This window comes from Paenibacillus sp. FSL K6-1318 (genome assembly GCF_037976905.1).
Taxonomy (GTDB): Bacteria; Bacillota; Bacilli; order Paenibacillales; family Paenibacillaceae; genus Paenibacillus; species Paenibacillus amylolyticus_A.
Window position 1 is genome coordinate 1081585 of record NZ_CP150270.1, and the last position, 24719, is coordinate 1106303.

Here is a 24719-nt window from a genome sequence, read left to right on the forward strand (position 1 = left end):
GGATACATGGAATGAAACTTCAAGATAAAGTTGCAGTTGTTACAGGTGCTGGTTCAGGTATGGGGAAAGCAATTGCCACGTTGTACGCCCAAGAAGGCGCGAAAGTAGTAGTATCGGATATTAACGAAGAATCCGCACAAGCGGTAGTGAATGATATTAAGGCACAGGGCGGAGAAGCAATTGTCGTTCTGGCCAATGTAGCCAAAGAAGAAGATGTGCAAAACCTGATCGATACGACGGTTAGCACATACGGTACAGTAGATATTCTGATTAACAATGCGGGCATTATGGATGGCATGGAGCCGGCAGCGGATATAACGGATGAGAAGTGGGAGAGATTGTTCGCTGTGAACACAACCAGTGTGATGCGGACAACGCGTAAGGTATTACCAATCTTCCTGGAAAAACAAAAAGGCGTCATTGTGAACATTGCTTCAGCAGGTGGATTGCACGGCGGACGTGCAGGCGCAGCCTATACAGCTTCCAAACATGCGGTCGTGGGCTTCACCAAAAATACAGGGTATATGTATGCTGAGCAGGGCATTCGCTGTAATGCGATCGCTCCAGGCGCTGTGGCAACCAACATCAGCTCCTCCATGGCAGGTATTAGCCATTTCGGTGCAGGGCGGCAACAGCTTGGCATGGCAATCAACCCACGCATCGGGACGAGCGAAGAGATCGCCAAAGTGGCCCTGTTCCTCGGATCGGACGAGTCCAGCTTCGTGAACGGAACTGTCGTTACAGCAGATGCTGGCTGGAGCTCTTATTAATCCATTGAAGTGCAGTCGAGCATGGAGTACGGAAATCGTGTGTAAATTAAGGAAGCCGCATGAGTATATGCGGCTTCTTTTTTGTGCTACTCCGAAAACGGTGAATCACAGCAACATAACCCATGTAGGACAAACGTTTGCATAACTATACGGATGCTCGAAATGAATCAACTTGCAGGTGGCTTTGGCTTGGAGAAGAGTGAGGATTCACGCACGATCAGACGATGGGGGATAATGACCGGATTATGATGCTGTGGTTCCCCACTTAGAATTTTCAATAATACCTGAACGGCTGTATAGCCAAGCTGATAAGTTCCGATGTCGATAGAGCTTAGGGGTGGAGAAGCCAGTTCCGATAACGCAATATTGTTAAAACTGACCACGCTAATATCTTCAGGCACCAGATAATGAAGCTCGGCAAGAGCTCTCAGTACACCAAAGGCCACATTGTCATCAATGACAACGATTGCGGTGGGTCTGTCCGGCAAGGACATGAACAGCGACATCGCCCTGAATCCACTTTCCTGTAGAAATTCGCCTTCCACTATCCAGTCACTATCGGCATCCAGCCCGGCTTGGGCAAGCGCTTTTTGATATCCTAGCATGCGATCATGCGATAACGTAATGTCCGGTGGTCCGCTGACAAATCCAATTCGCGTATGCCCTTGGGCGATCAGATGGTGCGTTGCATCATAAGCAGTCTGCACATTGTCGTTATCCACCATGGGGGCATTCGGATGAGCTTCGCTGCGACCGATTAACACAAAAGGAAACTTTTCCGCTTCCAAAAATGAAATGATGGGATCGTCTCGCTTGGACCCAAGCAGCAGAATGCCATCCACTCTACGGCCATGCACAAGGCGTGATATCGCATGCAGCTCATTGTCTGATGATGTTTCTGTTGTTAGCAGCAATTCATAATTCATACGGGTGGCATGTGTAATAATACCTCGCAGCAGTTCCCCGAAAAAGTAATTCTGAAACAACTCTTCTGCAGGACGCGGAAGCATAATGCCAAGGGTATGTGTTGTTTTGGAAACCAGGCTCTTCGCGATGATGTTGGGGTGGTAGTTCAATTCTTTCATGATTTGCTTCACTTTGAGAGATGTCTTGGTGCTGATTCTGGGATGGTTGGAAATCACCCGTGACACTGTCGAAGGGGAAACACCCGCCAATTTGGCAATATCCTTGATCGTAATCATGTAAAAAATCCCTTCTGAACAATCGTATAAATATTCTCCTATGGTAATCCAAAGGATACGAGAAATCAATTGCTAACTGCCGATTAAGAGATGCACGCGAAGTAAAATTAAGGAAGAAAGAGACAGAACAAGGAAACAGGAATTTACTGTAGGTAGAAGAATGAAAATGGGTAAAATTGAACAAATATGGCTTGTGCAAACGTTTGTGCAAAGAAAGTTCAGTATTGTATGATGTGATTGTTATTGTAGCGCTTACATCGATGGATTTACATACTTCTTGACTTATTTATCCCTACATATTGAACGGATAGGTTATCTTGTCTTCCATTTGAGCAAACGTTTGTACTAGAGTGAACATGGGATGCAAAACCTGACAACTTACGCAGACAAAAGGGTGAAAAGCGCGAACTTTGTTGGACCAAGCAGAGGGAAGGGGACATTTTACATGAGAAAATGGCAAGGGGCAACATTGTCCGTCATGATGGCGTTTACGCTGGCTGCGTGCTCTACGGGAGGCGGAGGCACATCTCCAACTACGGCTGGTGAGAATCCAGAGGAGGTTGTAGAGCTGACAGCTGAGAACCTGCAGCCGGAAGAAGGTGCAACCCTGGTGATCTGGGAGGACAAAAATCAAAGCAGCTTTATTGAGCAAAGAGCCAAAAAATTCGAAGAGAAGTATGGGGTAACGGTCAAAATGGAGGAATTACCTCCAACCGATCAGGTAACCAAGTTGACAACGGATGGGCCAGCCGGTCTGGCAGCAGATGTCGTTGTTTTCCCACACGATAAGATTGGTAGCGCTTCAGAGGCGGGACTTATTCTGCCCAATGACATATTCGAAGCAGAGACTGTAGAGAACACCAGCGACAACGCACTGAAGGCGGTGACGTTCAAGGATATCCTGTACGGCTATCCGTACAGCGTGGAGACCTACGCTCTTTTTTACAACAAAGCATTGTATCCAGAAGCTCCGAAAAATTTTGATGAGATTATCAGCTTCGCCAAGACGTTTAATAACGTGAAATCCAATCAGTATGCGCTGATGTGGGAATTGCAGCAATTTTACTATAACTATGCGTTCCTGGCTTCACAGGGTGGTTATATTTTTGGGGACAATGGGATGGATATCGCGGATCTCGGTCTGAATAACGAAGGAGCACAGAAGGGTGGACAGTTCTTGCAGACGCTGAAGTCGGAAGTGCTGCCGCTTAAGATGGGTGACGTGAACTATGATATCAAAAAAGGATTATTCTCCAGCGGCAAGCTGGCTATGGACATTAACGGTCCGTGGACTATTGCCGATTATCGCAATGCAGGTATTGATTTTGGCGTTGCTCCGCTTCCGGCAATCGATGGCAAGCCGATGACTTCCTTCTCAGGCGTGAAAGCCTATTATGTGAATGCATTTACACAATACCCGAATGCGTCGAAGCTCTTGGCAGCTTTTCTTTCCAATGAAGAGGCTCAGATGGAGAACTTTGACCTGAATGGTACACTTCCTGCGAACAAAAACGTAGCTGCTGATCCGAAGTTGCAGGAGGACCCGATCAATAAGGCGTTCCTCGAACAGTTCAACAACTCTACGCCAATGCCTTCGCTTCCTGCCATGGATAGCGTGTGGGGACCGATTACATCTGCCATTACGGATATATGGGATACCGATAAGGACGTGAAGGCATCGCTGGACAATGCTGTAAAACAGATCCAGGAAAGCCTTGCAACCGTCCAATAGAGACGAACGACGAATACGAAGATATGCATAAGAATTGTATAGATTGAACTTAATATTTACACAAAAACGGAGAGGGCAGAAGGAAGCTGAAGAAGTGAAACTAAAAGCTTTCTGAAAGAAAGCTACTTCGGAAGCATAGGCTCGCCTTTATCGCCGATCGGAAGCTTGTTCTGTCATCGGAGTGGTCAGTGTAAGTACACTTTTGTTCAATGTATACAGGTTAGCAATAGGCGGGGAGGAGAGAGCGAATGCAACAGCAGCATGTCCCGGTGCCCGTTGGGCCGAACAGGGAAAGACAGCACCGGATGACAGCGGCTATATGTTCCATCATACTGCAAGGTCTTGGACAGCTGTACAATCGACAATGGATTAAGGGGATTTGTCTACTGTTACTGGAGGGAGCGGGGCTTGCATACCTGCTTCCTCGGCTGTCACAGGCCGTATGGGGCATATGGACACTGGGTGAGAATACACAGCGTTTTGTCAAAGTGAATGGGTCCACTGTACTTCAAAGGGGAGACCATTCCATCTTTTTGCTGTTGGATGGCATTATCGTACTGCTGGTGTTTTTTGTGTTTATTCTGATCTATATCCTGAATATCCGGGATGCGTATGTCACGGGACTCGCTAGGGAGGAAGGCAAGCAGACCCTGGGTGCAGCGGCTTCGCTTCGGAACATGATGGACAAAAACTTTCCGTATCTGTTTCTATCCATCCCGGCACTATGCATACTTTTCTTCACCGTTATGCCCATCCTGTTTACGATCACAATTGCATTTACCAACTATTCGGCCCCGGATCATATTCCGCCAGCCAAACTCGTGGACTGGGTGGGCTTCAAGACGTTCAGTGATTTGATCCAGTTGAAATCCTGGAGCCAGACATTCTACGGCGTGCTGACCTGGACGGTCATTTGGGCCATCCTGGCGACAGTCACCACCTATTTTGGCGGCGTGCTTGTGGCACTGTTGATTGAACAGCGAGGCATACGCTTCAAGAAGCTGTGGCGGACCATTTTCATTCTGCCTTATGCGATCCCGCAGATCATCTCCTTGTTACTCATGCGTAATCTATTTAATGGTCAGTTTGGCCCGATCAATACGTACATGAGAGCGTTTGGACTGGAGGGACTGCCCTGGCTGACCGATCCGTTCTGGGCCAAGGTCACCGTCATTGTTGTCAACATGTGGATCGGTATACCGGTCAGTATGGTGTTGATTCTGGGTGTATTGACGGCCATCCCTCGTGATCTCTACGAGGCTGCCGAAGTGGACGGAGCATCCGCGTTTCAGAAGTTCCGGATCATTACGATGCCGTTCATTCTTTTTGCCACAACCCCGGTACTCATCATGCAGTTCGCCGGAAATTTCAACAACTTCAATGTCATCTTCCTGCTGACCAACGGGAATCCATTGCGTGGAGACTACCAGTACGCAGGGGCGACGGACCTGTTGGTCACCTGGCTCTACAAGCTCACGCTCGACAATAACAAATTCAACATGGCTTCAGCGGTAGGCATTATCATCTTCCTCATTATCGCTTCATTCTCTATCTGGAACTTCCGCCGCTCCAAATCATTCAAGGAGGAGGACATGATTCAATGAAAACACGTAATAATCCGCTGCGTTTGACCCTGAGTTATGTGCTATTGCTAATCATCGCCGTTGTCTCCATCTACCCGGTGCTCTGGATCTTTCTCTCTTCCTTGAGACCCGGCGCGGCATTGTTCAGTGAACGGTTGTGGCCCGAAGCATTTACGCTGACCCATTACGGTGAGCTGTTTAATAACCCGTCCTTTATGTACGGCAGATGGTATATGAATACGCTGAAAATTGCCTTTTTCACGATGATCTTCTCCACGTTGATGGTGACGCTCGGGATGTATGCACTGTCTCGCTTCCGGTTCCGTGGACGTAAAACCATTCTCTCCACCATGCTGATCCTCGGCATGTTCCCGAGCTTTATGAGCATGATCGCAATCTATATCATTTTGCTGCAAATTAAATTGCTCGACACCCACGCTGCGCTCATCCTGGTCTATTCTTCAGGGGCGGTACTGGGCGGATTTATCGTCAAAGGTTTCTTTGACACCATCCCACGGAGCCTGGACGAAGCGGCGCGCATGGATGGTGCGAGTCACCTGCGGGTATTCACCAGCATCATCCTGCCCTTATCCAAGCCAATGCTGACCTATGTAGCGCTGACCAGTTTTACAGGGGCATGGATGGACTTTATCTTCGCCCGTCTGGTGCTGCGGACGAAGGAGAACTGGACGCTTGCAGTAGGCATGTGGGATCTGGTCAACCGGTATCAGGACAGTAACTTTACGATGTTCGCTGCGGGTGCAGTTCTGATCGCCATTCCAATTACTCTGCTGTTCGTTTTCCTGCAACGATTCCTTGTTCAAGGGCTGACGGCAGGAGCTTCGAAAGGGTAATACCGTGCTATAACAGCATAGTCAGTCGCGATACCTGCGGCACGCCAACCAGGCACTTCCGTGATGTCATGTCTTTGTCGACTGGCACTGCTGCGGAAGTGCCTGATTCTGTATGGGCTCGAATCATGATTAGGGAGGAACGTGATGTATGGGCATGAACTCGTCCAGTGAGCCCGAGATTATGGGATACCAAGATGGACAAGCTGCATTGCATAATACTAAAGCTCCGCCAACACTTTGGCGTAATGTTACCTTTCGGAGGATTTTGTACGGCTACGGGATCTCGGTCTTTGGGGATTGCTTCAATGGGATTGCGATCAGCCTGTGGGTGTTACAGACCACGGGGAGTGCGAAGAGCATGGCAGCCGTACAGATCTGCAATATGGCCGTCAGCTTTTTGTTTGGATCGGTGGCGGGTACGGTTGCAGACCGATTGGATCGCAGGAAGCTGATGCTGGCCTCGGATGTATTCCGGGGCCTAATGGCGGTACTGATTGCGGTTAGCTTATTCGGTTGGCATGCGCCGTTCCCAGTGGTGCTGCTATTACTCTCGCTCTCCATGTTTTCAAGTCTGTTTCAGGCACCTGCATTCCACGCCTCTGTAGCAAGTATGGTTGGCAGAGAGCATATTCAACAAGCGACCGGAACCATTCATATGGTGGATAACCTTGCCCGAATCAGCGGACTAGCGGCGGCGGGAGTGGCTGTTGCTGCTTTTGGCGGATTCGTTGCCATATTAATTACAGGGGCAACCTTCCTGTTGTCCGCAGTCTGTGTGCTGATGGCGGGCCGCTTTCCAGAGGTACAGCGATCCGATAGTCAGCAGACCACGTTTGCTCAGGAGTGGCGCAGTTCGTTTGGCTACATCTATCGGAATCCTTTGATCCGATCCATTGTATTGCTTAATCCGGTGCTGATCTTATTTTTCATGTCGGCCATGATGCTGGTTCAAGTAATGGCGGTCAAGGTATGGGAGGCGAATCCGGTGCAGTTTGGATTAATTGAGACCTGTATTCCACTCGGATATATGATTGGTTCTGCGTTGTTGATTGCTTCGGGGAAACGATTGAAGCGAAGAGGGAGATGGGTATTTATCGGTCTGATTGTATTAGGACCACTCTATATTTTTTTGGCGAATGTATCCTCGCCAATCATGGCGTTGCCTTTAATCGTGGGCGGAGGTGCGATGTTCGCCTGCTGTACGATGCTCACCCAGATTATGCTGAGGACAGTCGTTCCAGATGAGCTGCAAGGAAGGGTCTATGGTGTCGTTGGAACAATCACCAGTACAGCGCCTATTCTGGGATTGACGGTTGTATCCGTATTGGCAGATCAGTGGGGGGCAGCTTCTGTGCTGCAAGGCGTGGGCATATTACTGCTGGCGACAGGTATTCTGGCAGCGACAACGTTGAAGTCGATCCGAACCTACCAATGACATGTATGATACATCAAAATGTAATGAATTGAACCGACTTGTACACCTCCAACTGAGACAGGATAGAAGCAACCTGGCTAGGTAAAAGCAAAACCCGGAGCATACGCTGCGTTAGCGTAACTCCGGGTTAGTTTGTAGACTGTTTATCTTATTGCCAGTTTACATTGACTGTGGCTGTACCGCTGGTTGGTGTGGTGAACGTGTGGTTGGAACCACCTTCCCACGTAATGGTTGCACCATTTTTCTTGAAGAATTTGAACTCCAGTTGTTTTCCAGCGGGCACGCTCACATCGTAGTACCAAGTTGGGTAGGCGTGGATAACTTGATTGAAAGCAGGTCCAATAGCTGTTGTGCCCGTACTCCAGTTGCCCAGTTCTGCCACGTTACCTGTCAGATAGATGTTCTGACCCAGTGTGGTGGACGCATTGTTGATGACGAATCGTACAGTGACCTGATCACCCGTAAGGATGGTGAAGTTGTTATACGCATTGCTGTTGACGCCATTCGCAGCTACTTTCACAGCATAATTGCCTGCGGCAACAGCTGGAATGGTAACTTTAATCTGTGTATCTTCCCAAGATGTGATCGCAGCACCGGTAACGGCTGTTGTACCGAAGTATACTGTGCCTTTGGTGGCACCGAATCCACGTCCGCTAATCGTAACGACGTTCCCCGGTTTGCCCATGACAGGACCTACATGTCCGATCGTTGGTGTTGTTTCGCTCGTGGTATACTGCCAGACCGCGGTTGCTCCGGCTGCCAGGGTGAATGAAGAGACGGTACCATTGGTGGAAGTGATGTTATTACCGTTCAGTGCGCCGCCCAATACATCGGTGTAGTTGCCTGTTGGCAGTGAAGTGCTTAGATTCGCAATGCTCGCTGGTGTGGTGAGATTACGGTTCACCGCAACAACGGCTACACTTTTGCCAAATTTGCGTTCATAGATATACACATCATTATTGATCCAGCGCTGCTGCGTGGAGCCATAGGCAATTGCCGGATTGGATTTGCGCAGAGGGGCCAGCTTGCTGATTACATTAAAAGCAGTCGTTGTTTTGGAGAAAGAAGGCATTTTGGCCCGATTATCAGGGTCTCCGTTTCCAGTCAGATATTGCTCAGTACCATAATAGATGGCAGGTACGCCGCGTGAAGTCAGCGTGAAGGCAAGCGCCTGTTCCAGACGACGGTTGTTGACGGCACTTGTTTTGAACCGATCCATATCATGGTTGTCGATGAACGTAACTTGATCATTCACCTGATTGTAATCTGCCGCAGTGCCTGTAATCATCGAATCCAGAGCATACATGTTGGACGTGTTATCCCGGAAGACGTCACGTACGGCAGAGTTAAAGCGGAAATCAAGCAGACTCATCCCGGATTCATTGGCAAATTCCGTGTTATCCGCATCGGATGCAGCAGATCCTAGGAACCATTCACCGAAGGTGAATACAGGTTTATGTGCATAGATGGAGGACATCCAGCTCTTTTGCCAGCCGAGAGGCATATGTTTCACCGCATCAACGCGAATGCCATCCACGCCCATGTCGAGCCATAGCTTGATCGCGTCTTTGAAATATTGATCAATGGTGCTGTTATTGTGGTTCAGGTCAGCCAGGTCATAGAGGTTTTTGTAGATACCATTCTCCAGGGAGGAAAAATCGGAGCCGCCGTTGTGATGGAAATATCCATTTGTATCATTTGTGTATCCGCCAACAAGATTACCATTATCGTATAACTTGCCATTCTCAGCAAAGGACGTATCGGTTTCCATGGCAGGAGACGTATGGTTCGGTGCAAAGTCAATTACGATCTTGATGCCTTTGGCATGGGCGGTTGTAATCAGATTTTGAAAGTCAGCCATCGTTCCGAAATACGGATTGGTCTTCTTGAAATCACGTGCCCAGTAACCATGATAAGCTGTGTTGATCACGCCGCCGTAGTTGATGGTGGCAAAGATATTTTCGACCGGCTGGGAGATCCATAATGCCGTAACGCCCAGATCGCTGAAATAGTTATCGTTGATTTTGTTGATCAGACCCTGCCAGTCGCCACCACAATACAGCTTCAGGTTGCTACAAGTGGCATCGTAGGCAGCTCCGGTGGGATTGTTGGAAGGATTGCCGTCCAGGAAGCGGTCCGTAAAGATCTGATAGATGACGTCTGTACTAAAGTTCTGCTTGTTGGTAACTGCGGTATCCGCATCGGCATAGATCGCAGAAGCAGGCAGATAGGGAAGTGCGCCCCCTGCAAGTAAACTGAGTGTCAGTGTTGTGCTGAGGAGTACGCGTTTGGCCATTTGAAACATAGTAATCCACCCTTCTCGTGAATGTAGTAGTTTAGATAAACAACCAACCTGGCTCTTGAATAATAGCGCTTTCAATACAACAGAATGATACGCAGTGGATTGAAGACTTCCCTCCTTTTGACACGCCAACAACCCCGGCATCTCCTTAGGGAGTTACCGGGGTTGTCCTAAACCGCTCTGGTTTAAAAGCATGGCCCTCGAGTTATGATCACAACGCTATCGTAAGAAATATTGGAACTTATGTCAATAACTTTTTCGAGAGCATTTATTTTCTATTTTTTTGTTTACAAAAGCATGTCCGGGGATTTAAACTATTCGCAGATTCACCAATATAAGGGCTATGTATTTCAGGACATTCATATGTTCTGGGACAACCCCGTCTCTTCTGAGGCGGGGCTATTTGTCTATAATGCAGTCGAATCGGGAGAAGAAAGGCGGTTGATGATCAGTTGAGTAGCCATTCTGTTATCGAATGTTTGGAAGGTGTTCATGCGTCGCGGCTCGGCAATATCCGCAATATCTATGTGTATCTTCCGCCCGGTTACCATGAGCAGGCAGATCGACATTATCCTGTGCTGTACGTTCATGCAGGACAACGGGCTTTTGGTCCATCTGGGCCAGGCAATGAAACATGGCATATGGATCAGGCAGCGGACGGACTAATTGCCTCCGGGCAGATCGAATCACTGATTATTGTCGGTATTGCACATGTCCGTCCAGTCACGCACAACGAATTCTACCACTTCATTGCTCCGGAGAGAGAGGCCGTGAGTGTGGGTTGCTCAGGCATCGACTATGAGCATTTCATCATTCATGAACTCAAGCCGCTCATTGATCATCGTTACCGTACGCTGCCGGACAAGTCGAATACCGGGTTGTTGGGTTCATCTGCCGCGGCACTTTGTACATTGCACATGGGGATGCGAAATCCGGATGTTTTCGGAAAACTGATCATGATGTCGCCATTCTATGTGGATGTGCAGCTGCACGAAACATCGGAAAGCGGGCTGTTGGAAGAAAACATGTATCGCTTGCCAGAGGAGGTACCTGCCATTCGAATGTGGATGGATATTGGAGATACGGAAGGTTTGTTTCTGCCCTCCCAGGTTAGAGGGGTAGCTCATCAATTGCTTGAGCGTGGCGTCAGATCGGGTGAGGAGTTGGCATTCCTTGAACAGCCGGGTGCCTGTCACCAGGAAGGTGACTGGAGTGCACGCGTTCATCTTCCGTTACTATACATGTTCGGCCACGTGGGTAAGCCCTCTTCGCTCGAACTGCTTGGAAGGCATGTCATCGGACTACAGGGTGGAATGAGCGTGTGCATCAATGCACGAATGCACTACGAAAGCGGATTCGTTCAGAGTCTGCTGCATGGCAATTATACTTCAAGTGACCCGGATGTCATTCAGGTTCGTTCGAGTGGAGAGCTGGTGCCTGTTGGTATTGGAAGTGCATGCATCACGCTGACGATGGGGGAACTGTCTATTACACGCAACTACACTGTTGTTCCTGAATTGTCCACTCATGTGGAGGTCTGCATTCATGCAGAGGTAGCCTCAGAGGAAGATGCGGAGGAAACGATATATGGCGGGATGGGCATGAAGCTTGTCCGTTCCGGTAAAGGTCGATATGAAGGTTGTTACCGAGTCCCGCGAGATAGTGGTTTTTCCTTCCGGTTTACTCGCGGTTTCCGTCGTTTCGAGACCGATGTGGACGGCAAGCTTGTTGCCAATCGGGTATTTCGAGCGACAGAAGATATGTCTGTGCAATACCAAATTCAGTCCTGGGGCAGGAGCTCTGCCAAAACGGGAACAGGAGGCCCCAAATGATCATTTCTTCATTCACTCCAGTGCTGGACATTCCCTATTATTATCCCTGCAATTTCCCTCTGATTCATGAAGTGCTCCATCGACAAGGGTCCGTCACAAGTCTTGCACTGCTGGCGGCAAGTCGGTTGTACAGCCTTCCTTCGTGCGGGGATAACGGACTGGTGAAGCCTTATTTTCACAAGCTGGATTATGTAGAGCCGATCTGGGAGATGTATGGTCAGCGGCAGCTGGGCAGCTTCGAGGAAGGCAAGGCGGAGATCCGCCAGCATATCGGCGAAGGTGGGCTTTTTTTGGCTACAGGAACCAGTTATCATCTGCCCTACTGTGAGGATTATCAAAATCCTGAGTACATCCGCAAACACGTGAAGCAAGGCTCCCGACTGCATCTGGTAGACCATTGGATTGCTGTGTATGGTCTGGAAGATGAGCATGTTCACGTCTATGATCCCGTGCCTTCCAAGTTCAAGGGGAAGGTTGCTCAAAGAGCCTTTCATGATTTCTGGAAAGGGAACCAAAGCATCCCCGAGCTTGCGCAGGCCAAGCGCAAAGAAGAACTTCGAACGTATGGCACCATGGACATTCGGGCGACTGTGAAGCTGGATTCTGTCGGTTACCGCGACATGTTGACCCAGGCGATAACAACGCAAATTGAAGAATTTCTGACAGGCAGGACGATTACGCAAGGAGAACGCAATTATCATTTTGGACATGCGGTATCTCTGCAACTTTTAGATGCATTACATGCGGCGAATGAAGGGGAACAGGCCAATGAAATGCTGATATCCGGTCTGCTGTTTGATATGAGATGGAGCCGATATTTTCTTCGAGATCTTCTTCAGGAATCTGCCTTATGGCTTGGTTCTCCACTTGATCAATATGCGAGAGAATTCAGCGACATTATTGGGCGGTGGGAGAAGGCCTACAATATGCTTCAGGTCAGCCGGATGAAGCAGCGTGAGCAGTGGAAAGTACAGCTAACAGGTGTAATTAAAATGTTGATCACGGATGAATGGCACTGGTATGAGTCACTTCGACAGTCCATACCTCAGGCAGATTGCTTTCAACGTCAGACCGTGTCGATGATTGGAGAAGAACACAGGGAGGCCTTGCTCCGTATCGTATTGGATAGTTGCCGAGAGCTAAACGCTTACCATAATACATCGATTCCACTTGGTGAGGGTGGTAACGCTCCACTGTACGGACGAAGTGGCCAACTGGATTCGCTGGAACTCGTGTCATTGCTTGCAGTGGTAGAGCAGGGAATCGAAGATCGATGGGGTATGGGCATGAGCGCCGCTCTGGCGGAGATGGCTGCTGCTTCTTTACCGGAAAGCCCTTATCAGACCGTAGGTTCACTAGTCGATTATCTCGCACAGCAATGGGCGCCTGCCCGTGAGGAGGATGCACAGTGGTAATCCAATTCTTGCTTGAACGATTCGTGGAGCAGGGACAGCGTCCTGCGCTGATCTGGAAGGATCAGGAGTACAGCTATCGGTGGCTGCTGGAACAGGTTGGCATCATGAGTGAGTGGATTACAGCAGAAGAGCTGACTGGGCAACTTGTAACGCTGGAGGAAGACTATTCCCCCTATGCAGCGGCAGCATTGATTGCTTTGCTCGGACAAGGCTGTATCGTGCTTCCGATGGATCGGTACCTGGTTGAAGCCAAACGACAGGAATATATCCAACTGGCACAGGTGAAATGGCGTTTGGGCATTGAAGAAGGCAAGTTGTGCATTAGGCATACGTGTGAATTATCTGGTGAGACTCCGGTATTGCTATCCTCTCTGGCACAGGAGGGCGTAGGGGGTCTGGTACTCTTTTCATCTGGAACAACCGGAGTAAGCAAAGCGACTGTGCATCGTGCAGACCGGCTGTTACATGGTTTTCGGCGACAGGTTAGACCCTTGCGAACGATTCCTTTCATGATGTTTGATCATATCGGCGGTGTAAATACAATGCTGCAATCCCTGTCCAGTGGGGGTTGTCTATGTATCATTGCAGATCGATCTCCTGAAGAAGTGTGCCGGACGATTGAGAGGTTCCATGTGCAGGCCCTGCCGGTCTCACCGACGTTTATGAATCTGTTGCTGTTGGGCAGAAATGATGAGGGATATGATCTATCCAGTCTCGAAGTGGTGTCGTATGGATCGGAAGTGATGCCTGAATCCGTACTGGCAGCCTGGAACCGCAGATTTCCACAGATCAGGACGATACAAGCCTATGGCATGTCTGAACTTGGCATTCTGCCAACCCGCTCCAAGGAGCCAGGTTCTCTGCTGTTCTCCATTCAAGATGAAGGGGTCAAGTATCGGGTGGTGGAAGGAGAATTGCAGATTCAAACGGAAACCGCGATGATTGGATATTTGAATGCACCTTCACCTTTTACAGAGGACGGGTGGCTACGTACAGGGGATGAAGCTGTGCTGGAGCAGGGGTACATTCGTATTCTGGGACGTCGTTCCGAGATCATTAACGTAGGGGGACGGAAAGTGTATCCTGCCGAGGTCGAGGGTGTTCTGGAAGAGATGGAATGTATTGAAGCGGCCGTAGTTTCGGGAGAACAGAGTGGTATCACCGGTCAGAGGGTGAAGGTGACTATCCGGCTGGCTACAGAATGTACTCTCACCGATCTGCGGCGATCCATCTGGGAATATTGTCAGGACAAGCTGCCTTCTTACAAGATTCCACAGAAAATCGTAATTACACAGGGAGCGCTCGTAAGTTCAAGAATGAAGAAAATACGAAAACAGATGACTTCGACACCCTTCGCCTCGTCTGGGAAATAGGTCGCTGCCATCAATGAGTATCAGGCGGTAGAGTAGTGAACCTTAACCTATCTGGAAACGTGAGCGGAGCAGAAAGGTGCTGCCTCGAAGAGTTTCACCTTGCTTGCATCACTATCGCTAACGAACCTCAAATATCGTATTGAGGGGATAATCAAGAAAAGTAAAACTTAACGAATCTTAGTAACGTTATTCCGTCGAAAACAGGGCTTCTGCTCTCGAAAATCGACGTATTGGACGAAATAACGTCTCTCTGATTCGTTAGGCATTTAGGCCGCGTATAATGAAGCGAATAACGTGTACTGGGTTCGTTAGGATATGAAGTATAAGATACAGAAGAGGCTGTCCTTGGTCTGATATGCTGCCCATACAGTAACAGGATTTTATTATTTCACCTGTCTACTTTATGGGGAGCATATCACCTGGAGGACAGCCTCTTTGAAGTTATTTCCCCTTGTTAGCTGTATTTATCTCAGGCCTCAGCAGGTTGTTTAACCTCAAGTTGCATCAGGGAGAATCCGTATGCTTCCAGATCGAGGGTCAGTTTATTTTGCCGAGCTTCCACGGTGTTAGCTGTGAACAGATTTCGCCAGACGTTACGATCTGCCAAGGGGAGTTCCAGTGTACATGGCTCATCACCCGCATTAAGTACAAGAAGCAGACGTTCACCTGAATTCGAATCCAATCGTTCGATGGCAAGACAAGGGTCTCCGACTTTTGCATATACAATCTTCAGTTCCGTACTGCGCAGTGCCGGGTGCTGTTTGCGAAGGGCAATGGTACGGGTGAAGAATTCCAGAAGCTCACGGTTTTGCTTGGTCTCATCCCACTCCATACACTTGCGGCAACCCGGATCATATCCCCCATCAAGACCCACTTCGTCTCCATAATAGATACAAGGTACACCTGGATACGTAAGCAGCAACGTAACGGCAAGCTTCATCTTGCGTTCATCTCCATCACACAAGGTCAGCAGTCTGGGCGTATCATGGCTTCCAAGCAGATTGAAAGCTGCTTCCGTTACAGGCTGTGAATAGGCTGCGAGCAGTTTGCCGATCTCATTCGCGAAGCCAAGTCCATCCAGCTTTCCGTGCACCGTGTAGTCCAATACCGAATTGGTAAATGGATAATTCATCACGGCATCGAACTGGTCTCCCTGAAGCCACATGAGCGAATCATGCCAGATCTCACCGAGCAGATAGGCGTCAGGCTTGATGGATTTTACCGTCTGCCGAAATTCGCGCCAGAACTGATGATCCACCTCATTCGCCACATCGAGCCTCCAGCCGTCAATGTCCATCTCCTCAATCCAGAAACGTCCTACCTCCAGCAGGTATGCCTTCACTTCAGGGTGTTCCGTATTCAGCTTCGGCATGAGCGGCTCAAAGGCAAAGGTGTCATAAGTCGGTATACCATCCTCCACACGCGGCGGCCAATCCTTGATATAGAACCAATCTGCGTAGGGGGAAGCGGATCCATTCTTCATCACATCGACAAAAGGAGGGAACTCTCTGCCGGAATGGTTAAATACCGCATCCAGAACAACGCGTATGCCGCGCTGATGACAGGCGTCCACAAAGGCTTTGAACTGTTCATTGGTTCCAAAGTGAGGATCAACTTTCATGTAATCGCCTGTATTGTATTTGTGATTCGTCGTGGCCTCGAACAGCGGACAGAAGTAGATGGCATTGATGCCGAGCTGGCTGATATGATCCAGATGATCAAGCACACCTTGCAGATCTCCACCAAAAAAGTTCACCGGTGTAGGTTCGCCTCCCCAGGGTTCCGCATTTTTGGGACTGATGGAGGGATCACCACTGGCATAACGTTCAGGGAAAATCTGATAAAACACAGCGTCCTTAACCCAGGCAGGCGGTTCAAATATGTCGACTGGGTTCATAAATGGAAAATCAAAGAATTCAAGTGGATGATCAGGCAACGCCTGCTCGAATCCACGCTCTGTCATCCAGACCGATTCCTCTCCCTGAATCAATTGGAATCCATACCGTAATCTGCGATAGGGAGGTGAAGTCTCGGCTTCCCAATAATCGAACATTTCATCCCGGGCAAAGATGTGCATGGGAATGTGCGTAATTGTCCGATCCCAGGCATATTTGTCCCCGGTAATCGCAATCACCGCATCCAGATCCCCGCGTTTGGAACGAAGTCGCAGGTGCATGGTCGAGCGGTCATACGCATAGGACCAATTGAGTTTGGGGCGATGGTAAATGGCTTCAAGAATCATGTGAATCACTCCTCGTCAGATGATGAAATTCAGATCAATGCGGCCATAAACGCAAAAAAGGCACAACCTCTATTGTTCACGAGGTTGTACCTTTCGGCAGCATAGCCTTTTGATTATAGTGCTATTATACGAACTAACTTAGCAAAAGAAAACACTTTTTTTCCTTAAATTTCAAATTTTTTTATTTGAAATGTAGAATTTATCTGCATCATATCCCAGGTAACGGTGAATGAATATTACCGGATAGTTGCGGTTACTGTTTTTTAAAAATCAAATCCAAGTTTATTGGCGTATGCAGCAAATTCTTTTTGATACTTCTCGATATTTTTCTTGCCGGCAGCAATTTTGGCATTGGCTTGTTTCAGGACAGCGCTGTTTACCGTTGTTTTGGAGACCGCTTTTTTGGCGAGCTGGAATCCTTCAAGTTGTGTATAGCTACCTTTGATGAGGTTGGCATGAATTTTTTGCAATTCTGCATTTTGCGGTTTAATCAGCTTCAGCTTGGATACATATTTGGTGTAGTTAGGAATCGCTGTATTGGTCAGTTTCAAGAAAACGGACTTGCGATTGGATGATGTAATGTAAAATCCACCTCCCAAAGCATTGAAAGCTTTCTCCTCATATACCGATGCCATATCCAACTGATCAAGGTAGCCCAGGAAATCTTCTTCTTCGACTGTAGGGATCGGTTCTTGTTCTGACGTATCAATTTCTTCATAGTATTCGTCTTCCGAATATGTAGTGGTTGAGTCATCCGCAGCAGCGGCATAGGACCCTGCAGGTGCGAATACCCCACCAAGCAAAACAAAACTCATAATAATGGATAGAACCCAAGATTTTTTCACGTTACAATTTCCCCTATCTATAGATGTGATATTATTCCATTGGATAATCTAACATAGTACGACAAGAAATTACAGGTATCATTTTACAGTAATATGGATTTTTTATATCGTTTCATGCTGTTGCATATTGGTGCAGCGTCGTATAGAGCTGTATTGGCAGTGGTTATTGTAACTAGGTACAAAGAGATACGGCTATGTTTAAACGTGTACATTTGTTCGGGGAATTTGAATGAAGTTGGTTCTTTCAGAATATTTTCAGAAAGGATATATATGAAAAAAGTATACTGTATTTTGGGTTTATTAATTAATACTTTAAACCTATTTCCGTTTGTAGCGGTATGCCCGATAAATAGCATTGGAGTTGATTCATACATATTGGAGGAATAGTTCATGAGTAGAAACAAACGTTTTACCAAAATGATGGTCCTGGCGCTAAGCATAAGTCTTGTGCTCTCGCTTGGGCTGATTCATCCCGCTCAGGCGAGTGAATGGTCCCAGGATACTTTTGAGAATGGGGATACGCAGTGGAAGTCTACCGGTGGTAGTTGGTCTGTCGTTCAAGATCAGGGGAACGCAGTATATTACCAATCGGGCAAGAGCGAGGGCAGAAGTTCGGCAGGGGACCTGGAATGGAGTGATTACGCCGTTGCAGCGGATGTGAAAGTGGTTGATTTTAATGGATCGACTCGAACTTACGTAGCGGGCAGATATACGGATGCGAACAACTACTATGCAGCTTCGTTGTATAACAGTGGTGGCGGCAAACTTGAAATCCGTAAAAAAGTCAATGGATCAACCACAACACTTGCCACGAAATTGGATTATAAGCTGGCAGTGGATACATGGTATAACGTCAAACTTGAAATGAGCGGCCCATCCATTAACATGTACGTGAATGGTGTGTTGGAGCTGTCCGCTACAGATACCGATATGACTAAGGGAAGTGCAGGGCTGGTAACGTTGAAATCCATTGTCATGTACGATAATGTAACCATTTCGAATATTGGAGATCCGGTAATAGAAACACCGACCGATCCAACGCCGGAGGCTCCACCAACGGATCCTTCAACCGAAGTACCACCGACTGATCCGTCCATAGAAACACCACCAACCGATTCTACACCAGAACCAGAAGTTCCGGATCAGACACCGGAAATGGCTGCATACAATTTGACTGGATTTGCCGCAGCAAATACGACCGGTGGAGGAATCATCGAGGATACCGATTCACGTTACATGCGGGTATATACCGCCAGTGATCTGGCTGTAGCATTGAAGAAAGGTTCCAAAACCAAAGTGGTTGAGATCATGAATGATCTGGACTTGGGCTGGAATGAAATTCCGGCTTCAGCCAAGACGGCTCCTTTTAGCGCCCATAATAACGCCCTGACACATCCTGTACTGATGAAGACGGGTGTCAGCAGAGTGAGTATTGATAACTTTGATGGTCTGACGATTTTCTCGGCTAATGGTGCGACGATCAAACATGCCGCGTTTACATTCAAGCGGAGCAACAATATCATTATTCGTAACCTGGCATTTGATGAACTATGGGAGTGGGACGAAGCTACCAAGGGCAATTATGACAAGAACGATTGGGATTACATCACCGTAGAGAATAGCAGCAACGTCTGGATTGACCATGCGACTTTTCACAAAGCCTATGATGGCCTTGTCGATGTGAAAAAAGGTAGCCGTGGCGTGACGATTTCATGGTCTTCTTTTGTAGGAGATGATCAAGGTCCGAACAGCTGGGTGACCCAGCAGGTAAATGCCCTCGAAGCGAATATGTCGGCTCATCCAATGTATGCTTACCTGCGAAGCAGTGCGGTTGGCATGAGTAAGGAACAGATTATTGCCATCGCATCGAGCCAGAAGAAAGGACATCTGATTGGTGCGACAGAGTTCGCCAGTGATAATGCTGACCTGGAAGTGACCCTGCATCACAATTATTATAAAGATATTCAGGATCGCATGCCGCGTGTACGTGGAGGTAATGTACATGTGTACAATATTGTTATGGATAATGCCAATACTTGGGAGATCAAAAAGAAGATTACATCGAGTATGTCCAAAGCGATCTCAGCTAAAGGATATCATTTTGGAATCACCAGTAATGGAGCAATCTCTACAGAGGATGGCGCGGTATTGTTGGAGAAATCCGTCATTATTGGCGTACAAGATCCGCTTAGGAACAACCAGGTGAGTGTGTCCAAGAGTAATTACACGGGAAAAATCAAGGCGATCGATACGATATACGTATGGAATGGAGCAAGTTATCGAGGGGGAAGTGAGGATGCCAAAAGCCCACTTGCGCCAGGCCCAGCAGCTGAGAAATCATTCGCTTGGAACGGATTTGCATCCTTGCCTTATAATTACGATGCAGTTGACCCGGCTGACTTGCAGACGAAACTAAATGCGAGCGGTGGTGCAGGTGCGGGGCAGCTTGTATGGACTCCCGTTCAATGGCTGACAACCAGCTATAATTAAACGGATGGTTAATTCGTTTTTTTTATGAGTGATTATGATTAAATATGCAAAAGTGAAAACGCCTTGCCGTAGAGGAATTTACGGTGAGGCGTTTTTATTTAGTCGAAAGAGAGTAATAAAAAAATTACATATATGTATTTAAGTAATGAGGATTATATTGACTTATATTATATGTATGTAATCGAAATCCCTTTGTTTAAAGCTGTTTGTGGGCCTGACAAAGTTCGACATGACGTGAGGACTTTTTCCAAATAAAATGCTTGTATAATAGATTCATCTCTATTACAATACAATTGATAATGAGATTCAATATCATTTACAGAGAAAAGGGGAGTCGGGTTACATGTTCCAAGTAAAGAAAAAGTTATATATTTATGCAGCACTTATTCTGATGATTTCACTGCTTGCTGGTTGTGCTTCAGGTGGAAGTGCTGAGACAACGAATACATCCAGCTCGGCGGCAAGTAGTAATGAGAGTAATAATGAAAGCGGTACATCAGGTAGTGCAACAGATGATCAAGCAAGAGTGGTCAAACATGCTATGGGCGAAACCACAATTAAGGGAACCCCGCAAAAAATCGTAACCTTGTTCCAGGGTGCCAATGATGTAGTTGTTGCACTGGGCGTGAAACCGACAGGCGTGGTCGAATCATGGGTTCAGCAGCCAGTCTATGAATATCTGAGAGCAGACCTGGATGGAGTAACACAAGTGGGTCAGGAATCCCAGCCCAATCTGGAAGAGATCAACAAGTTGAAACCGGACTTGATCATTGCTACTAAAATCAGACATGAAGAGATCTATGAGCAATTGTCCCAGATCGCACCAACGGTAGTGACGGAAACGTTGTTTGACTGGAAAGAAACCGTGAAAACGACTGGTGAAGCAATGAATATGGTTGAGCAATCAGACAAGCTATTGTCTGATTGGGATGCTCGTGTAGCTGATTTCAAGGCGAAAATGGGTGACCGTCTGCCGATTGAAGCAACCATTACGAACTTTAGAGCCGATCAGGTTCGTATTTTCTACATGGGATACGCAGGTAAGATTCTGAATGAACTTGGATTCACCAGACCTGCTGGACATGATGCAGACACATGGGGCGTTGAATTGACTTCCAAAGAGAACATTCCGGATATGAATGCGGACATGATCTTTAACTTCAATTCAGGCACCGAAACTGATGCGATTCAGAAAAATTATGATGATTGGACCAGCAGTCCTCTTTGGAAAAATCTTGATGCAGTCAAGAACAACCAACTGATTCAGGTCGATGAAGTCGCCTGGAACATGGCAGGTGGATACACATCGGCCAACATGATGCTGGACGATCTATATAAGCAGTTCAACCTGAACTAACTAACAGGAGCAGGACCTGCCATGCACCAGGACATTCGTTAACGAAGTGTATGGGCAGGCAGGTCTTTTGTCATTTTACAGATGAAAGAGTGAGAATATGTTTCCCCTTTTTACGAAGGCAAGTGCCAAAGTCTATGGACTGGCTGGTTTATTCATATTGCTTCTACTTGCTTGCACAGCCAGTATGATTCTGGGGCGTACGCATATCACGTTTCAGATGGCATGGGATGCGCTGCAATTCTATGATGAGAGCTCGGTGGAACATGTGGTGCTCCTGACGGAACGGCTGCCACGTACCATTATTGCCGCTGTCGTTGGTGCAAGTTTGGCTGTGGCGGGCGGACTGATGCAGGCATTAACACGTAATCCGCTTGCATCACCGAGTGTGTTTGGGATCAACGCAGGTGCGATCTTTTTTATTGTCATTGCCATCGTGGTATTGTCCGTATCCTCACTCACCACCATGATGTGGTTTGGCTTTGCCGGAGCTGCGGTTGCCGCGGCGATTGTATATGCGCTGGGCTCTCTCGGTCGTGATGGCCTGACACCGATCAAAATAGTACTGGCGGGGACGGCCATCTCAGCATTGTTTGCCTCGTTCACACAGGCCATTCTGGTGCTGGATGGAACCGGATTGCAGGATGTATTGTTCTGGCTTGCCGGTTCAGTAAGTGGTCGAACATTGGATATGTTATATCCTGTTCTGCCGTACATGACAGCTGCAGCTATTGTCTCTCTGTTCATGGGCAGAGCCATCAATCTGCTGCTGACGGGTGACGATATCGCAAAAGGCATGGGACAGAATGTACTTATGGTCAAGGTGCTCATGGGTATTGTTACCGTATTGCTCGCGGGTGGTTCGGTTGCCGTAGCTGGCTCGATCGGTTTGGTTGGTCTGATTGTCCCGCATATTATGCGTGCACTGGTAGGCAACGATTACCGCTGGCTTGTTCCCTACTCTATTGTAGGGGGAGCGATTCTGCTGCTGTCTGCGGATGTTGTTGCAAGACTGGTGATCATGCCGCAGGAAGTTCCACTTGGTGTCATGACTGCACTCATTGGCGGACCTTTCTTCGTGTACATTGCCCGCAAGGGGGTGACGAAGATATGAGGAAGATGTTGACTTTCCGCAACAAAAAAGACACCATCTCGGTGCAAATGGAACGAAAATCACTGGCTGTTATCGGCATATGTATCCTCTTGTTCCTAGTGGCAGGGGTTGTTGGTACCAGTGTGGGCAGTGACTTTATATCTCCGCTGGATGTGCTCAGAACGATATTCGGTCTGAATGCAGGCGAGCATGATTTTGTCGTGCTGACTTTGAGACTGCCACGAGTGTTATTATCTTTGCTCGTAGGTGCAGCCCTGGGGATGTCAGGTGCACTCCTGCAAGGCATTATCCGTAACCCGCTGGCCTCACCGGATGTCATAGGCATCACTGGCGGTGCAGCTGTTGCGGCTTTAGGTTTTGTTACATTGCTGGGTGGAGCGGTAAGTATCAAGCTGTTACCACTGTTCGCCATCGTTGGTGCGCTTGTGACGGCATTGATCATCTACGTACTTGCCTGGAAAAAAGGAGTCAGTCCGATCCGCCTGGTGCTGATCGGGATTGGAGTATCGGCCATTACCGGAGCTGGAACGACCTTTATGCTGATCCTGAGTCCGTTCTACACGGCAGGTCAAGCTTATATCTGGCTGACAGGAAGTATATACGGAGCATCATGGACCGATGTCCGAACCATTCTCCCGGTTATCATTATTGTTGTTCCTCTGGCGATCTGGTTCGCCCGCAGTCTGAATGCACAGGAGTTCGGAGATGATCTGGCCACAGGGCTGGGTGTGACTGTTCAATGGCATCGTTCAGCTTTGTTGTTATGCAGTGTACTACTGGCGGGAATCGCCGTTGCGGTTGCCGGAACCATTGGTTTTGTAGGTCTGATCGCTCCACATATTGCCCGAAAACTGGTTGGACGGATGTTCGGCAGTATGCTAATTGTGTCCGGACTGGTCGGGGCTTTGCTCGTATTCGTCGCAGATTTGATTGCTCGTACGGCCTTTCTACCGCTTGATGTTCCCGCAGGGGTATTCACCGCAGGCGTAGGCGCACCATTTTTCCTGTATCTATTGTTCAAGAATCGAAATCAGTTTTGAGGAGGAGAGAGCCGTGAGTATTCTGGAAGCCAAGGAGCTTACTATCTCCTATGGAGCAGATCCCATAATTGAAAATTTAAACCTGACCATTCCCAAGGGACAGATCACCGTCCTGATTGGTAGCAATGGCTGTGGCAAATCCACGCTGCTACGCACGATGGCTCGTTTGCTGAAATCCAGTTCAGGTTCCGTGCTGCTGGATGGCGAAGAGATTGCCAAGCTGCCGACCAAGGAGATTTCAAGGCGCATGTCCATCCTGCCGCAGGGTCCGACTGCTCCAGAAGGTTTGACAGTGAATCAGCTGGTCAAGCAAGGGCGTTATCCACATCAAACGTGGCTGAAGCAATGGTCCCGAGAAGATGAGCGTATGGTCAAGCTGGCACTGGAGTCTACACATCTGACAGAACTCGCAGATCGGCCTGTGGATGCATTGTCCGGTGGACAGCGTCAGCGTGCCTGGATTGCGATGACCCTCGCGCAGGGAACCGAAACGCTGTTGCTGGATGAACCTACAACCTATCTGGATATGACACATCAGATTGATATCCTTGATCTGTTGTTCGAGTTGAACGAACGGGAAGGGCGTACCATTGTCATGGTGCTTCATGATCTGAATCTGGCATGTCGGTATGCACATCACATTGTGGCTGTTCACAACAAGTCCATCTACGCGGAAGGTAAACCGGAGGATATCGTTACACAGGAGATGGTTCGTAAAGTCTTCCAGATGGAGTGTGAGATTGCGGTCGATCCGCTGTTCGGCACACCAACTTGCATCCCACATGGAAGAGGGAGGAAGCTGAATGGGGAACAGCGTTATACACAACTGGCTTGAGGATCAAAAAGTCTGCTTTTGATTACTTCAATAATGATTCAACCATCCACACGAACTCCAGTTCATGAGCATGCAGATAACAAATTAGGCAAGCCGTTGGTAAAACCATGACCAATGCTTGCCCGGTTTGTTGTGCCTATTATTAGATAAAAGCATACCTACACCGATTCAAACCCACACCAAATTACATCTTATTTTTCCTTAAAAGTTTATTATTGACAATATAGCTCAAATTGCCATAAAATAGATTTTGTATGATATTGATAATCATTATCAATATCAAATTACAATAAAAATTGAT

Annotated in this window: 17 protein-coding genes; 13 read left to right on the forward strand and 4 right to left on the reverse strand. The window is 47.9% G+C overall.

Translation table 11 applies throughout. From position 1 onward, the window contains the following. Positions 1 to 11 precede the first annotated feature (11 nt). A complete protein-coding gene (locus tag NYE45_RS04725) occupies positions 12 to 770 on the forward strand; it encodes an SDR family oxidoreductase (RefSeq protein ID WP_340015819.1) in 759 nt (252 codons plus the stop codon). 167 nt (positions 771 to 937) lie between these two features. Here NYE45_RS04725 and NYE45_RS04730 read toward each other — a convergent pair whose 3' ends face one another. Continuing rightward, positions 938 to 1972, reverse strand: coding sequence for a LacI family DNA-binding transcriptional regulator (locus NYE45_RS04730; RefSeq protein WP_340015820.1), 1035 nt, complete (start codon positions 1970 to 1972; stop codon positions 938 to 940). Between the two features lie 445 nt (positions 1973 to 2417). Here NYE45_RS04730 and NYE45_RS04735 point away from each other — a divergent pair, with 445 nt between their 5' ends. The 4 genes from NYE45_RS04735 to NYE45_RS04750 all read left to right on the forward strand — a co-directional run bounded on the left by NYE45_RS04735 (position 2418) and on the right by NYE45_RS04750 (position 7576). After that, entirely contained in the window at positions 2418 to 3704 is a 1287-nt protein-coding gene (locus tag NYE45_RS04735; protein ID WP_340015821.1) for a maltose ABC transporter substrate-binding protein, read from the forward strand. 248 nt (positions 3705 to 3952) lie between these two features. Beyond that, a complete protein-coding gene (locus NYE45_RS04740; RefSeq protein WP_340015822.1) occupies positions 3953 to 5308 on the forward strand; it encodes an ABC transporter permease subunit in 1356 nt (451 codons plus the stop codon). Continuing rightward, the gene (locus NYE45_RS04745) at positions 5305 to 6141 is read left to right on the forward strand and encodes a sugar ABC transporter permease (RefSeq protein WP_340015823.1); all 837 of its coding nucleotides are present in this window, start codon (positions 5305 to 5307) and stop codon (positions 6139 to 6141) included. Before NYE45_RS04740 ends, NYE45_RS04745 begins: the two co-directional genes overlap by 4 nt. Before the next feature lie 148 nt (positions 6142 to 6289). Further along, a complete protein-coding gene (locus tag NYE45_RS04750; RefSeq protein WP_340015824.1) occupies positions 6290 to 7576 on the forward strand; it encodes an MFS transporter in 1287 nt (428 codons plus the stop codon). Positions 7577 to 7724: 148 nt separating this feature from the next. Here the strand turns inward: NYE45_RS04750 and NYE45_RS04755 are convergent, their stop codons facing one another. Next, complete coding sequence (locus NYE45_RS04755; protein WP_340015825.1) at positions 7725 to 9881, reverse strand: alpha-amylase family glycosyl hydrolase; 2157 nt, start codon at positions 9879 to 9881, stop codon at positions 7725 to 7727. Between the two features lie 449 nt (positions 9882 to 10330). Here NYE45_RS04755 and NYE45_RS04760 point away from each other — a divergent pair, with 449 nt between their 5' ends. The 3 genes from NYE45_RS04760 to NYE45_RS04770 are packed head-to-tail and all read left to right on the forward strand — an operon-like array spanning position 10331 to position 14498. Beyond that, positions 10331 to 11710: an alpha/beta hydrolase-fold protein gene (locus NYE45_RS04760; RefSeq protein WP_340015826.1), complete on the forward strand. Its 1380-nt coding sequence runs from the start codon at positions 10331 to 10333 to the stop codon at positions 11708 to 11710. Next, positions 11707 to 13125 (forward strand): hypothetical protein, encoded by a 1419-nt coding sequence (locus NYE45_RS04765; protein WP_340015827.1) that lies wholly within the window; start codon positions 11707 to 11709, stop codon positions 13123 to 13125. Before NYE45_RS04760 ends, NYE45_RS04765 begins: the two co-directional genes overlap by 4 nt. Continuing rightward, positions 13119 to 14498, forward strand: coding sequence for a fatty acid--CoA ligase family protein (locus NYE45_RS04770; protein ID WP_340015828.1), 1380 nt, complete (start codon positions 13119 to 13121; stop codon positions 14496 to 14498). The genes NYE45_RS04765 and NYE45_RS04770 overlap by 7 nt, the downstream gene beginning before the upstream one ends. Before the next feature lie 469 nt (positions 14499 to 14967). On the opposite strand, the gene NYE45_RS04775 is transcribed toward NYE45_RS04770, so the two are convergent. Both NYE45_RS04775 and NYE45_RS04780 read right to left on the reverse strand, forming a co-directional pair. Next, positions 14968 to 16740, reverse strand: a complete 1773-nt coding sequence (locus NYE45_RS04775; RefSeq protein ID WP_340015829.1) for an alpha-glycosidase — start codon at positions 16738 to 16740, stop codon at positions 14968 to 14970. A 263-nt stretch (positions 16741 to 17003) separates the two neighbouring features. After that, the gene (locus tag NYE45_RS04780) at positions 17004 to 17585 is read right to left on the reverse strand and encodes a hypothetical protein (protein WP_062837470.1); all 582 of its coding nucleotides are present in this window, start codon (positions 17583 to 17585) and stop codon (positions 17004 to 17006) included. Positions 17586 to 17975: 390 nt separating this feature from the next. On the opposite strand from NYE45_RS04780, the gene NYE45_RS04785 reads away from it, so the two are divergent. The 5 genes from NYE45_RS04785 (at position 17976) to NYE45_RS04805 (ending at position 24418) form a co-directional block, all read left to right on the forward strand. Further along, positions 17976 to 20075 (forward strand): family 16 glycoside hydrolase, encoded by a 2100-nt coding sequence (locus NYE45_RS04785; RefSeq protein ID WP_340015830.1) that lies wholly within the window; start codon positions 17976 to 17978, stop codon positions 20073 to 20075. Positions 20076 to 20418: 343 nt separating this feature from the next. Then, positions 20419 to 21432, forward strand: coding sequence for an iron-siderophore ABC transporter substrate-binding protein (locus NYE45_RS04790; protein WP_340015831.1), 1014 nt, complete (start codon positions 20419 to 20421; stop codon positions 21430 to 21432). A 97-nt stretch (positions 21433 to 21529) separates the two neighbouring features. Beyond that, positions 21530 to 22543: an iron ABC transporter permease gene (locus NYE45_RS04795; protein ID WP_340015832.1), complete on the forward strand. Its 1014-nt coding sequence runs from the start codon at positions 21530 to 21532 to the stop codon at positions 22541 to 22543. Then, a complete protein-coding gene (locus tag NYE45_RS04800; RefSeq protein WP_340015833.1) occupies positions 22540 to 23583 on the forward strand; it encodes an iron ABC transporter permease in 1044 nt (347 codons plus the stop codon). Before NYE45_RS04795 ends, NYE45_RS04800 begins: the two co-directional genes overlap by 4 nt. A 13-nt stretch (positions 23584 to 23596) precedes the next feature. After that, a complete protein-coding gene (locus tag NYE45_RS04805; protein ID WP_062837465.1) occupies positions 23597 to 24418 on the forward strand; it encodes an ABC transporter ATP-binding protein in 822 nt (273 codons plus the stop codon). Positions 24419 to 24719 lie beyond the last annotated feature (301 nt).